12 protein-coding genes are annotated in these 12791 nt (G+C 41.0%); 10 read left to right on the top strand and 2 right to left on the bottom strand.

The window, feature by feature from the left end; translation table 11 throughout:
- The first annotated feature begins 164 nt into the window (after positions 1-164).
- From GGR22_RS02025 to GGR22_RS01990, 8 genes are all read left to right on the top strand, one after another.
- On the top strand, positions 165-689 hold the full coding sequence (locus GGR22_RS02025; protein WP_182492361.1) for a hypothetical protein: 525 nt from the start codon (positions 165-167) through the stop codon (positions 687-689).
- Positions 690-883: 194 nt separating this feature from the next.
- Positions 884-2719, top strand: coding sequence for an ABC transporter ATP-binding protein (locus GGR22_RS02020; protein ID WP_182492360.1), 1836 nt, complete (start codon positions 884-886; stop codon positions 2717-2719).
- Positions 2720-2799: 80 nt separating this feature from the next.
- On the top strand, positions 2800-5460 hold the full coding sequence (locus GGR22_RS02015) for an NACHT domain-containing protein (RefSeq protein ID WP_182492359.1): 2661 nt from the start codon (positions 2800-2802) through the stop codon (positions 5458-5460).
- Positions 5461-5691: 231 nt separating this feature from the next.
- Positions 5692-6021, top strand: coding sequence for an ArsR/SmtB family transcription factor (locus GGR22_RS02010; protein ID WP_182492358.1), 330 nt, complete (start codon positions 5692-5694; stop codon positions 6019-6021).
- A gap of 60 nt (positions 6022-6081) precedes the next feature.
- The gene (locus tag GGR22_RS02005; RefSeq protein ID WP_182492357.1) at positions 6082-6558 is read left to right on the top strand and encodes a DUF6428 family protein; all 477 of its coding nucleotides are present in this window, start codon (positions 6082-6084) and stop codon (positions 6556-6558) included.
- Complete coding sequence (locus GGR22_RS02000) at positions 6531-6686, top strand: hypothetical protein (RefSeq protein WP_170148727.1); 156 nt, start codon at positions 6531-6533, stop codon at positions 6684-6686. The genes GGR22_RS02005 and GGR22_RS02000 overlap by 28 nt, the downstream gene beginning before the upstream one ends.
- Positions 6687-6692: 6 nt before the next feature.
- Positions 6693-7115: an arsenate reductase ArsC gene (locus GGR22_RS01995; RefSeq protein WP_182492356.1), complete on the top strand. Its 423-nt coding sequence runs from the start codon at positions 6693-6695 to the stop codon at positions 7113-7115.
- A gap of 583 nt (positions 7116-7698) precedes the next feature.
- Entirely contained in the window at positions 7699-8148 is a 450-nt protein-coding gene (locus tag GGR22_RS01990) for a response regulator (RefSeq protein ID WP_182492355.1), read from the top strand.
- 1 nt (position 8149) lies between these two features.
- Here the strand turns inward: GGR22_RS01990 and GGR22_RS01985 are convergent, their stop codons facing one another.
- Positions 8150-8500, bottom strand: a complete 351-nt coding sequence (locus GGR22_RS01985; protein ID WP_182492354.1) for a hypothetical protein — start codon at positions 8498-8500, stop codon at positions 8150-8152.
- A gap of 545 nt (positions 8501-9045) precedes the next feature.
- Between GGR22_RS01985 and GGR22_RS01980 the strand changes: the two genes are divergently transcribed.
- The gene (locus tag GGR22_RS01980; protein WP_182492353.1) at positions 9046-9942 is read left to right on the top strand and encodes a carboxypeptidase-like regulatory domain-containing protein; all 897 of its coding nucleotides are present in this window, start codon (positions 9046-9048) and stop codon (positions 9940-9942) included.
- A gap of 67 nt (positions 9943-10009) precedes the next feature.
- Here GGR22_RS01980 and GGR22_RS01975 read toward each other — a convergent pair whose 3' ends face one another.
- Positions 10010-11830 carry a hypothetical protein gene (locus GGR22_RS01975; RefSeq protein WP_182492352.1) on the bottom strand — a complete coding sequence of 607 codons (1821 nt, stop codon included), beginning with the start codon at positions 11828-11830 and terminating at the stop codon, positions 10010-10012.
- A 173-nt stretch (positions 11831-12003) separates the two neighbouring features.
- On the opposite strand from GGR22_RS01975, the gene GGR22_RS01970 reads away from it, so the two are divergent.
- Positions 12004-12759: a helix-turn-helix domain-containing protein gene (locus GGR22_RS01970; protein WP_182492351.1), complete on the top strand. Its 756-nt coding sequence runs from the start codon at positions 12004-12006 to the stop codon at positions 12757-12759.
- The last annotated feature ends 32 nt before the right edge of the window (positions 12760-12791 follow it).

The raw sequence follows: 12791 nt of genomic DNA, 5'->3' as shown, positions 1-12791 counted from the left end.
GCCATCTTCATAAAAAACAAAAAGACCTTCCAAAGAAGGTCTTTTTTTAGTTTCCTATCCAAAACAGTTGCTGTTCATAGATTAAAAACGCCGTTCGTATATTTTAGCTTTTGGGCTTGCCATGGGTTGCTTAGTTTCGTGGTATAAATGAAAACCTAATTGTTATGAAACCAACCCTAAAACCAACCCACTTACTAGTAGTGATGATTTTTGCCGCCTTGGCTATTTCTTGTTCTGATGATGGAAAAGATGGTGAAGACGGACTCAATGGCGAGCCCGGAACAGCAAACGTAATCTATAGCGAATGGCTTGCCGTTCCAACGGGAGCACCCGCAACCATAGACGGTACTTCTGGACTCCTCTATAATTTTGCTGCGCCTGAGATTACGACAGGCATCTTGGAAACAGGTGCCGTATTGGCCTACCTTCGGTTTAGCACAGAAACCGTTCCCTTGCCTCATACTTCGCGCGCAGGAGGCACTGAAAATACAATTGCAGCCTATCCCGCTCTAGGCAATCTCAAAGTTTTCAGGTTCCGTCACGATGGAGGAACCCCAGCGGTACCTATAAGCTCCTTGGTGACCATCCGCTATATAATTATCCCAGGCGGCACTCCTGCGGCACGGCAAGTAAATTATAGAAATAAGAGCTACGAAGAAATCTGTGCCCTGTTTGGTATTCCAGAATAACCAATTACAAGTGCGGCCTGTTTTTATAATTCAAGTGAATGCAGAAAGACCTTCGTTACGGAGGTCTTTTTTTATGCGGCTAACCAAAAGAATACAGCCTTTGTGCTGCAAACAAATGTGGTTATCGTTTCAGAGTACAGAAAACCAAGTCCGGCGCCTGCCATTGGCCTTGCAAAAATTTGTAAATTTAAGGCATGAAAAAACCACAGCCGCCCATAGCTCCCAAAAAGCCTACCTTCAAAGAAAAGATAAGCGCCTTGAGCAACCTTCCTGCCTTTTTCAAGCTCGTCTGGCAGAGCAGTCCCAAAAAGACATTGTTCAGCATCGTCCTTCGCGTCCTTCGTTCCGCCATGCCCGTAGCCCTGCTCTATGTTGGCAAGCTCATCGTAGATCAAGTCGTGCAGCTCAGCACCACCCCACAGCCGCACGACACCACTTACCTGTGGGAACTCGTTGCCCTTGAGTTTATCCTTGCCATCACATCAGACGCCCTGAGCCGTACCATTGCGCTCCTCGACAGCCTGCTCGGAGATACCTTTTCCAACCATACATCAGTCAAGATCATGCGGCATGCCGCCGACCTAGATTTAGAACAAACCGAAGACTCAGAATACTACGACAAGCTCGAGCGTGCCCGCCAGCAGACCCTCGGCCGTACCATGCTGCTCTCGCAGGTCATGTCGCAGCTGCAAGACATTATCTCTATGGTCTTCCTTATCGCAGGGCTCGTTACTTTCAGTCCGCTGCTCATACTATTGCTCATCATCACCATACTGCCGTCCTTTCTCGGAGAATCCTATTTCAACAGCCAGAACTATTCCCTTACCCGAAGCCAGACCCCCGAGCGCCGCGAGCTCGATTACCTCCGCTACCTCGGTGCCAGCGACGAGACGGCCAAAGAAATCAAGATATTCAATCTGGCCGATTTTGTCATCGCCCGCTTCAAGAAGCTTTCAGACCAGTTCTATTACGACAATAGCAAGCTCGCCAAACGCAGGTCGTTCTGGGGCACGCTCTTTTCCATGCTCGGCAGTACCGGATACTATGGCGCCTACGTTTATATCATTACCCGCACCATTACGGGCCACCTTACGGTGGGCGACCTGACTTTTCTGGCAGGTTCCTTCCGCCAATTGCGAACTTTTACCGAAGGCATACTGTTGCGCTTCACCGTCATCTCGCAAGGCGCCATCTATCTCAACGACTTCCTTGACTTTTTCGAGATCAAGCCCTCTATAGCTGTTGCCAAGGATCCGATACCGTTCCCGAATCCGATTCGCGAAGGATTCACCTTCGAGAATGTCGGCTTCAAGTACCGCCACAGCGAGAACTGGGCCAACCGCCATCTTAATTTCACGCTGCATCCCGGCGAAACGCTGGCGCTCGTCGGCGAAAACGGAGCCGGAAAGACCACTTTGGTCAAGCTGCTCGCGCGCCTCTACGAACCGACGGAAGGACGCATCCTGTTAGACGGGATCGACCTTAAACAATACGACCCCAAAGAGCTGCAGCACAATATCGGCGTTATCTTTCAAGACTACCTTCGCTACCAGATGACCCTATCCAGCAACATTGCCGTAGGCGATATCACCCAGCTTGGCAACCAAGCGCTGATCAAAAAAGCAGCACAAGGCAGCATGGCAGATGCCATAGCCGACAAGCTGCCCAATCAGTACGAACAGGCACTCGGCAAGCGTTTTAATAATGGAGTAGAACTCTCGGGAGGCGAATGGCAGAAAGTAGCCTTGGCCCGTATCTATATGAAAGAAGCACCCGTGCTCATTCTCGACGAACCGACGGCCGCGCTCGATGCCCGTGCCGAATACGAAGTCTTTCAGCGTTTTGCCCAAATGACCGAAGGACGTTCTGCCGTGCTGATCTCGCACCGTTTTTCTACAGCCCGCCTGGCCGACCGTATCCTGGTGTTAGACAAAGGGCAGCTCCTTGAAATCGGAACGCATGAAGAATTGCTTGCGTTCAATGGAAGGTATGCAGAGTTGTTTTTGTTGCAGGCGAGGGGATATAAGTAATTATAAATAACAATTTTATTTTATTGTAAGAAAAGTATTTAAAAATATATACATTAGCAATATCAATAAAACTAACTAAGATGCAAATAAATCTAAAATCATCCCAATATACTTCGAAAGTTGAGTTTAAGGAAATAGTAAGAAATCTTTTCGATTTTAATTTAGGCTCAGTTTTAACCGATATAATTACTATAGACAATACAAAAGAAATGAAAGCGTTTCTTTTAATTTTTAAAACTATCAAAAAGACCAATTTCGATTTGTCAAAAGAACTTGGACAGTTAGAATTAAATAAATCTTCGGATTTATTATCTATAACTCAAGGAATTGAGACAGAACTTATAGAACTCTTAGAAAAAGAAATAAAAATAACTAAAGAATTTTTTGAAGATGTAATTAATTATAACCCAGAGTATTTGACAAAAACATTTTTAGTTTTTAAAAAATATTTAAATGTATTGGGAATAAAAATAGAAGATGACTTAAATTATAAATATTATAAAAGCTTTAGAAATAATCTTGAAATTGAATACCAAGAAAACAAAGAAATTTATAAAGAGCTTGTAGATTTTTTTGATAACCCAATTTTTAAGCAAAATATTCAATTGGATAAGCAGTTAGATTATTATAAAAACTTAATAAAGTTGTTTACAAATCCACTGCAACCCAAGCTACCAGAAAATTTAGAGACATTAAAGGATCTTTATATTGAGCCATATTTCAAATTTCATAAAAACAATATTCACAAACAAACTAGCTATAAAGATTTCCACGAACCGTTAGACAATACATTATCGTTACATAAATTTGTTAATGAATTTTTTCTTAAAGGAGTAACTTATCCTGATTGTAAAGAAACATATAATTTGATTTTTTTGCTAGGACAACCAGGTCAAGGAAAAACATCTTTCTGTTATAAATTAATATATGATTATTTAGAAAGTTCTATTGGGTTACCATCATCACCATTATATTTTATAAAGATTAGAGAACTAGTTGCAAGAGATTTCATAGATAATCCTTTACAAACTGTAAACAGTTTTATTGGTCAAAATATAGATTTTAGAGAAGATAAATGTGTCTTAATTCTAGATGGTTTAGATGAAGCATATATGAGCGGAGGACTAAATGATAATGATTTAAGGGTTTTATACGAACGATTAAATAAAGTTTCTTTTCAGAACAAAAAATTGAAAATAATTTTAACATCACGTTTAAATTATTTAAATGTAAACGATTCATGTTTCGATAATTCCTTGGTAATACAATTAGAAGTGTTATCTGACAATCAAATAAAAGAATATTCAGAAAGATTTAAAACGTTTTATCCAAATAACAAACTAGTTGAAAAAATAGACTCCATTTTGACAGATTATAATTATGAACATATCAAGGAATTATTACAACAAGCAGTTTTAATTTATTTTATAGCAATGTCTAATATTGACATAGATAAAGATGATTCCCGTTCAATCATATATGACAAAATATTTTCATCGTTAGCAAAACGAAGTTGGGAAGAAAATGGACAATTAAGCTATTTAAAATCAGATGTCAGGACTAATCCTAAAAAATATGAACGGTATTTGCGCGAATATATAAGAAATATTGCTTTTGAAATTTATCAATCTCCCAATTTACATATTTCAGTAGATAAATTAAGAAAATTAGATGCAACTAAAATATTTATAAAAAAATGTTTTGACGATTCAATAGAAATAACACCTGATAAAATCAATGAGATAAGTAAATATCTATTGATAAGTTTCTATTTTCAAGAATCGAAAAATAATCAGAGTTCCGAAACAGCAATTGAGTTTTTTCACAATTCTTTATGGGAATATTTAACTGCCGAGTATATGTGGGAAGAAAATAAAAAAATGCTATTGCAAAAAGATTCTGATGGAGACATTATTACAAAAACAGCAGATGAATACTTTGAGTTTATAAACAAAATAATAGGCCAGAAAAAATTAGTATTTACAATTAAAAATAATTTAGAGGATATAATTTACAGAGAAAATAATGTTGTAAAACAAGAAATTTTTAATAATTCGAAAGAAATATTTTTTAGTTTATTACATAATGATTTTCTATTAGAATATTCAAGTAGAAATAATAGTTTAACATCTTTTGAAAAATCAGTTAGTATTTTTGAACTTTTTTGGACTTTTTTTTATAATTCAAATGATTCTCGATTGTACATATATACTAATACTAAGTTAAATTCATATTTATTATCATTCTCATATAATTATTATGCAGATTACCAATTTAATGATATTGTTTTTGGCTATGATTTTCCATTATCTCGAACATTTAGTGATTGTGAATTTAATAATGTACATTTTAATTTTAATTACATAGAAGATCTCTCTTTTATTAATTGTAATATAAACGGAGGCTCTATCTCTTGCATATTTGACAATTCACAACTCATTAGAAATAAATTTTCTAATGTAATTTTCAGGGAATGTATAATTGATTTCAAAGCCTTCTTTGAGAAAAATGAATTTATTGATTGTATTTTCTTAGATCTTCACATTCCTGATAAATTATGGCTTGACAATTTTTTTAAAGACAACAATATGGATGAAATTATTTTAGCAAATCATAAGGTTGTTAAAAGAAGAGAAACTTATGGAGGAAAATATGTTTATAGATATTTTTTTGATTACAAAGGGAGTGCTGATCTTTTAAAAAAAAGAATTCCAAAAGAATGGTATCATAAAAAAGTCTGAATTCCCCCTAAGAGAACAACATTTTTTATTCCTCAACTTCCTTTAAAGTATGCTATGGTATGATCCAACAGGCAACAATGAAAATTACGAGTGCTATAGTTGTAAAAAAAGCAATATAGTTATGGTAGGCATTGGTGTTTTCTTATTTTTTTTCCAAGCAGCATAATTATTTCACGAATAATTTGGTGGCGTAAATTATATATCGTAATATTGCGATATAATAAACAAAACATGGGCGCTACAAAAAAAGATATCTTTAATGAAGAGCAGAACAGGCTGGCAACAGTCTTGAAAGCTTTGGCGCATCCGGCCCGCATTGCCATACTGCAATACATCATCAAGCAAGATGCCTGTATCTGCAACGACTTGGTGCAGGAACTCGGACTGGCCCAAGCCACCATCTCCCAGCATCTAAAAGAACTCAAGAACATAGGGATAATAAAAGGGAATATTGAAGGCGCCAGCGTTTGCTATTGCATAGACGAAAAAGCCTGGAAACAGATAAAAATAGAATTGAACCATTTTTTTGCAGATACCATCAAAACAGAAGAATGCTGCTAGGCTTTTTTTTGGATTTATATATCGCAATATTACGATTAATACGTTAAAAGTAGACAGCACATGAAATTATCAGACGTAAAACAAATTTTGCCGGCATTAGAAAATGTCGAATTCCAGCTAGAAGACGGGACATTTGTTCCCGAACACTTTCACGTTACAGAAGTAGGGACCATCCAAAAACACTTTATCGACTGCGGCGGTACCGTCCGCCATGAAAAAGCCGTAAGCTTCCAGCTCTGGAATGCAGATGATTTTGAACACCGGCTAAAGCCAAACAAGCTGCTGCACATCATCCAGCTGTCCGAAGAAAAACTAGGCATAGAAGATTCCGAAATAGAAGTAGAATACCAGAGGGGCACGATCGGAAAATACGATCTAGACTTTAACGGAAAAACATTTGTACTAAAAAACAAGACAACCGCGTGCCTAGCGCAAGAAGCGTGCGGCATTCCGTCCCAAAAACAAAAAGTAGCGCTATCAGGACTACAAGCAACGGCAGACACTTCCAGATGCGCGCCAAATTCAGGATGCTGCTAGTCATGAAAGAAAAATGGATTCGATATAAAAAACCAATAATTATCACCACATCGGTTATCGTCTTGCAGCTTATTTTCGGATTCGATCCTAAATTCTGCATCATCAACCTGATCTGGCTGCTTGTATAAGAATATATGAAAACAAAAAAGATTTTAGTGCTCTGCACGGGCAACAGTTGCAGAAGCCAGATGGCAGAAGGCTATCTCAGGCACTTCGCGGGCGATAAAGCCGTTATCGTTAGCGCCGGAGTTGAAACCCATGGCGTAAACCCTAAGGCCATTGCTATCATGCAAGAAGACGGTATCGACATTGCGTACCATACCTCAAACAATCTCGACGAATACCTTGATATTGATTTTGACTTTGTCATCACCGTATGCGACAATGCCAAAGAAAACTGCCCTTTCTTCCCGACCAAAGCATTGCGTTTCCATCATAATTTCCCCGATCCTGCCAAAGCGCTAGGCACGGAGGATGAAATTAAGGAACAGTTTAGGCACACAAGAGAGCTCATAAAAGACTACAGCAGAAAATTTGTAGCCGAGCAATTGCAATAAGGAAAAAGCCGTACTTCTGAAACATTGCTTCAGAGGTACGGCTTTCTTATTCCTTTATAATAATTTCCCGTAGTGCTTTCTCCCTCACGCAATGAATATGATACATACAGCAAGCTGCAAGAATAACCACAAGTGCTACGGCAGTAATAAAAAGCAATATATTTCTGGACAAGCATCCGGCGTTTTCATGCACTTCGTCTAAGCGATCATTTTTAATCATAAAAGGAGAGTCTTTTTTCAGGCATTTAAAATACTTCCATTTAGGTAGCTAAAAATTATACGATTTCACGCAGAATTTATATCGTTTTATAGTTTTTCTTTGAAAAAAGCAAAATAATCTGCTTTTTCTAGCAACGCTCTAGCGAATAAACAAAAAACATTACGTTATGTGATAAGAAGAAAACGGAAGTCACTAGATGCTGTTTAGTAAGAAGGATCTCAAAGTAGAGATCACCAAAGAAAGCTTTATAAATTAAAGCCAAAGCCAACAATACCCTAAATAAAAGCCAAAAAAAATCTTTTGGCTGCTTTTTGACTACCTTTACGAAAAACGTATAAATTACATTATTAATATCGAAGGTCAATGAAGGAGTATGCTATTACGAATATAGTTTTGGTGGATGAAGATATAGAAGAATGCCGTAATTTCCGCAAAGCGGTCGAAGAAATCGACCGCAACCTAAAGCTCTTGTGTTTTCATAGCTGCGAAGACGTGATGGAGCATCTGAACGATACCGATATACAATTGCCGAATATTATTTTTTTAGAAATCCATTTTCCGGCAATGAGCGGTATCGACTGCCTTAAAGAAATCCGTTCCCACAATACTCTTAAAGATTTGACAATTGCCATCTATTCCAATTCCACTACAGAAAGCAATCAAGAACTGGCGTTTAATAATCGGGCAAATATCTTTGTCAAAAAGCCAAAAGACTTTGAAGGACTTAAGAAGATTATCAAGTCCATCGTAGACATCTCGTTTCAGTTCGACAGTGCAGATTTTAATAAAGATACCTTTCTTTTTTCGGTATGACCTAATCAATATAAAGGCTTACGCCCTTATCATCAATCCCAATCTGCTGTATCGTGTTTTCTGAAAGCGCAGACAATACCAATTCAAACACGTCTTCATCACCGACCTTATAGTTGATGCTGGCCGTTTTTTCGCCGTTAAAGTAAAAATGGATATGGCCTGACTTCTGGAGCTCCGAAAGAAATTCCCCTTCGTTGCATTCGATGCTCCCGTCCAGTTCTTTTCCAAAATACCGTGGCAGTTCCTCTCCGCTCTCGATTCTCTCGGTCAAAAACTGCCTGATATCTTTTTCCTCTATCAGGACCTTGCACTTAGAAAAACTCAGGGTAAGAATGTGGGATATAGCTTGCATCTGGATGTGTTTATTGTAAAGCTAGTCATTAATAGTTCGGCAGTACCCAAAAAGAACGTTAAATTAAGGCAGGCACAAAATTAAATAAAGCCAAGAAGAGTACCATCGCAGAATATGAGGCTGCTATAGCCAAAAAGCAACAAACAACAGTAATTCATAGCGGTGCAATCGACTTTTAAATCGCTACAATCTATTTTTTGTTTCATGCAATTCACTTATAAAAGCATGCAATCCATCTTTTACCTTTAAAAATCCACTTTTTTATCGCTACAAGTAGCTTATTAGGTGCTGCAATCGACTCTGTATCCTGTGCAATACGCTTTTAGAGCATGCAATCGTCTTTACAAGTTCAGCAATTGCCTTAAGAGTGTGTACAACGCACTTTAATCACTCTACAATCGACTTTACAACCTTTTCAATTAAATATAACAATCAATAATTTATATCAATAATTGTGATAATTGATATAAATTATCATAAAATACAATATTATATAACAAAATTCGTTAAATTTGGAAAAGTATAAACCATAAAATCAGCTCACGATGAACAAGACACAAGAAGCACGCCTGCGAATGAGCAGGGCCGTAGAAGCCCATGGAGACAGCAACGCTGTAATTATCGCCACAGTACCCGCCTTTCAAGAATCGTTTCTTTTACTCAAGGCCAACAATGCAGCCATAGTAGCAGCATTCCAGCAAGAAGACCTGGTCACCAAAGGAATCACGACCGACAAGGTGGAAGCCAAAAAAGCACTGGCCATGATGGCCATAGACATCGCCCTGCCGATTTCTGCCTATGCTGTCAAATCAGGCAACAATGAACTCAAGGAAAAAGTTAGTTTTTCATTTTCAGACCTATTCCGCACTAAGGATGGACAAGTAGGCTCGCGTATCCGCAACATTAGCGATATCGGAAAAGAACACCTGTCGGGGCTGGCACACTACGGAATCAACCAGTCTGCGCTCGATACCTTAGAAGCCATGATAGACGACTATGAGCAGAAGGTGCCGAATCCCAAGAATGCGGCGGCTATCAAAAAAGCAGTACGCGAGAACATCAAAAACCTATTTGCGAAGAACGCCCTCCTTTTAAAAGAGCACCTCGACAAGACCGTTGTAGGCTTTAAGAAGAACTATCCCGATTTTGTATTGGCCTACAAAGCCAACCGCGTGATTATTAATCTTTCCTCAACCTCCACACAGCTCAAGGGCAAGATTGTCGATACGCAAGGAAAACCCATACCCGATGCCGTACTAGCCCTGAACGGCACGGCCTTTACCGCTGTTACAGATGACAACGGACACTACCAGATGAAAAGCATTCCTTACGGAATGATCATTGTGACAGCCAAGGCCAGAGAGTACCAGCCGTTTAGCTCCAGGCCATTCCAAATCAAAAGAGGGCAGATCAACAACCTTGATATGACACTCTCCAAATAAGCAGATTCGCTAGTAAGAAGGCCTTTCAAAAGAAAGGTCTTCTTGTATAATAGTATAGGGTAGTGCTCTAGCCAACCGATGGAAGAACAGGCGTATTATTTTCTATAGTAATTCTCTCAATCTCCTCCTGTAACACGCTCCATGGATCAGCATCCGTTCCCAAAACCACAGGAACCGACTCGAACAATTCCTTATAATACGCAATCCCCCCAAGCAAGTTCTTCTGAAACGCAGCCCATTTCTTTAGCTGTCCTGCCGTAGCTGCCGCGCCATTTTGCAGCACCTCCTTTTTTAAGTAATCGATATACAGCCGCGCCTCTTTTACAAACAGATTCGGACGGTCCGGAAAATCCATTACCGAACCGTTGCCGTAAATATGGCGCACCATATCATACAGCGACACCTCTCGGTCAAAATACGCCATATTAGGTCCCGGGCAGACCACAACGCCCTGCGCTTCGCCCTTTACCGTGATGCCCTGCTCCAGATACGACGCATTGGCAAGCCCCACGCACAGGCAGGCTTTTTCCGTAATATCAGACCGTTTCTTTTCATACGCTTCGGCACTAAGCCCCTCTTTCTCATGCTCTACTAAGGCCAGCTGATGCTCCTGATACTTGCGTGATGCCGTACAAAGCCCCTTCTCGTCAAGCGTCTTATCCAGCGCAAGGTATTTCTTTGGACACGAACTCCCCGGACGTCCTAAATCGATGCGGTGCTGTTTCAGCCGCTCGTTCGTCGTGCCCCGTACCGTATTAAAAGGCACGCCCAACGGCGAAATGTGACTCAAGTACAAATCCTTTTCGCCGGCGGCAGCCAGCAGCTTTCGGGTTTCACCATCAACAGAGGTGGCCTCGGGCACCAGCAAGAAAGGAGAGCCCCATCCCACGGCATCGGCCCCGTACTGCTGCCGTAAAAAATCATGCTCAGCCGCCGTACCCACGCCTCCTTGCACCGTAATCTTTAACGGCAGCGGCCGTGCCGGAACCGGAAGCCCTTTCTGTTCCAAGGCTTTCGACAACAGCGCGTGCGCTCCTGCCGCCAGCTCATTGCGTTTCAGCCGAAACTCCTCCAGTATCGGGCCCAGCAGCAATCCTTCCGTAGCAAACGCATGCCCGCCGCAGTTCAGTCCTGATTCGATACGGTATTCTGATACCCATAAGCCTTTCTTGGCCAAAAAATTTCCCTGTATCAAGGCAGATCGGTAATCGCTCACCTTCAAGACGATTTTTTTCTCGAGCCGTCCCTCCGCATCCGGAAAAAAACAGCCGAAGCTTTCCAGATAGCTGTAGAGCCGCGGATTCATGCCCGCAGAAAATACGACCGACGATTGCAGCCGGCTCATCGCAAAGCCCCGCAGGGCCGTATGGGCATCGCTAAAGGCAGGCGGTAGCAGTTCATTTTTGTCATAAGTATCCCTGTCGACTTTCGTCATGATGTTCACGTCGATAGCCCCCGGCGAGAAATGCCGCTCCAGAAAGTCGCGTACGCTCTGTCCCAATTGGTTGCCGTTCTCGAGCAGTTCGAGCAGTCCCTTTTTAAAGTCCGATTGGTTCGGCAGCATGCCGAGAAAACGGTCGAGGGCCAGCCGGCTTTCCGAAAGCTCCAGTTTAAAAGCCTCAAATTTCTCGCCAACGATACGGTCCATCAAGTTGAGGTAGCTTTTGATGCGTTCCGCACGATAATCATGAAATTTTTTGGTAATCTCCTGATACGGCAGGCTAAATTTCTGGCTGTAAAACGCGCTCATCTTTTCGATAAGCTCATCATCGACTATAGAAACGACAGAAGAAATTCCGTACTGTGCGACCCGTATCGGACTGTCGATCGTAAACGAAAGCCCCATGACAGGAATATGGAAGGTATGGATAGAAGAAGTAGTGGTCATGTAATACAATTTAAAAGAATAGCAAAGATGGGCAAACCTGTTCGTCTAAAAGATGATAAATATCAGCTTCGGCGCGGCAAGAAGTAATGATGCTTTGCGCAGGCGACTTTTTTTAGTAATTTCGTAGGGCAGTGAGGCCAAGAAGCCATAGTACTGCCAGCATACAGTAAAGAATGGAAAGCCCGCTACTATACAAGATTGCCAAGCCCGATCCCTCGATAGCCCACTATGTCGAAAGCTTCTGGATGCTTCATAGCACCTCGTCCGAGCCCAAAAGTATCATCGTGCTGCCCGATGGAAGGATCGATATATTGTTTTCCTATTCCGATTCAGACCCTTTCGAAAGCAACCTTCGCGGACTCGATACCGAACCTTCGTATACCAAATTGGAACCCGGACGGATCATGCTTGCCGTCAGCCTTCGCCTGCTTGCAGTAGAATACCTGCTAGAAAACAGCGTTTCTTCGCTGCTGAATAACGGATGTATTCTGCCTGCCGATTTTTGGGACATCACAAAAGACGACCTTTCCGATTTTGATTCTTTCTGCCATAAGATAACCCAGAAGATACAAAGCCTGATACAGACCAGTCCCGACAGCAGGAAGTTGCGGCTTTTTGAACAGATCTACGCTTCTAACGGTAGTATGACGGTAAAAGAACTCTCCGAAACAGCCGGATGGAGCAGCCGGCAGATCAACCGCTATTTCAGCAGCCAGTTCGGCCTTCCGCTCAAGACCTATTGCGACATACTACGGTTCAGGGCCTCTTTTGACCACCTCAAAGAAGGCAAGCTGTTCCCCGAACAAGACTTTGCCGACCAGGCCCATTTCATACGCGACGTCAAGAAGTTTTCCGGTGTGCCTCCCAAAGCTTTATCCCAAAACAAAAACGACCGATTTATACAATTTTCACTGTTGAAGAAGCAATAGTTTTGCCCTATAAAACTTAAATTTTCAACATT

The organism is Flavobacterium gossypii (assembly GCF_014138495.1).
GTDB classification, from domain to species: domain Bacteria; phylum Bacteroidota; class Bacteroidia; order Flavobacteriales; family Flavobacteriaceae; genus Flavobacterium; species Flavobacterium endophyticum.
Note: the sequence above shows the minus strand (reverse complement) of the source record. Positions and strands in the feature narration are given on the sequence as shown.

Coding starts and splice junctions, on each gene's coding strand:
- GGR22_RS02000 (WP_170148727.1), top strand. CDS start 6,531: ATGCGCGCCAAATTCAGGATGCTGCTAGTCATGAAAGAAAAATGGATT.
- GGR22_RS01990 (WP_182492355.1), top strand. CDS start 7,699: ATGAAGGAGTATGCTATTACGAATATAGTTTTGGTGGATGAAGATATA.
- GGR22_RS02020 (WP_182492360.1), top strand. CDS start 884: ATGAAAAAACCACAGCCGCCCATAGCTCCCAAAAAGCCTACCTTCAAA.
- GGR22_RS01985 (WP_182492354.1), bottom strand. CDS start 8,500: ATGCAAGCTATATCCCACATTCTTACCCTGAGTTTTTCTAAGTGCAAG.
- GGR22_RS01980 (WP_182492353.1), top strand. CDS start 9,046: ATGAACAAGACACAAGAAGCACGCCTGCGAATGAGCAGGGCCGTAGAA.
- GGR22_RS02015 (WP_182492359.1), top strand. CDS start 2,800: ATGCAAATAAATCTAAAATCATCCCAATATACTTCGAAAGTTGAGTTT.
- GGR22_RS02005 (WP_182492357.1), top strand. CDS start 6,082: ATGAAATTATCAGACGTAAAACAAATTTTGCCGGCATTAGAAAATGTC.
- GGR22_RS01995 (WP_182492356.1), top strand. CDS start 6,693: ATGAAAACAAAAAAGATTTTAGTGCTCTGCACGGGCAACAGTTGCAGA.
- GGR22_RS02010 (WP_182492358.1), top strand. CDS start 5,692: ATGGGCGCTACAAAAAAAGATATCTTTAATGAAGAGCAGAACAGGCTG.
- GGR22_RS01970 (WP_182492351.1), top strand. CDS start 12,004: ATGGAAAGCCCGCTACTATACAAGATTGCCAAGCCCGATCCCTCGATA.
- GGR22_RS01975 (WP_182492352.1), bottom strand. CDS start 11,830: ATGACCACTACTTCTTCTATCCATACCTTCCATATTCCTGTCATGGGG.
- GGR22_RS02025 (WP_182492361.1), top strand. CDS start 165: ATGAAACCAACCCTAAAACCAACCCACTTACTAGTAGTGATGATTTTT.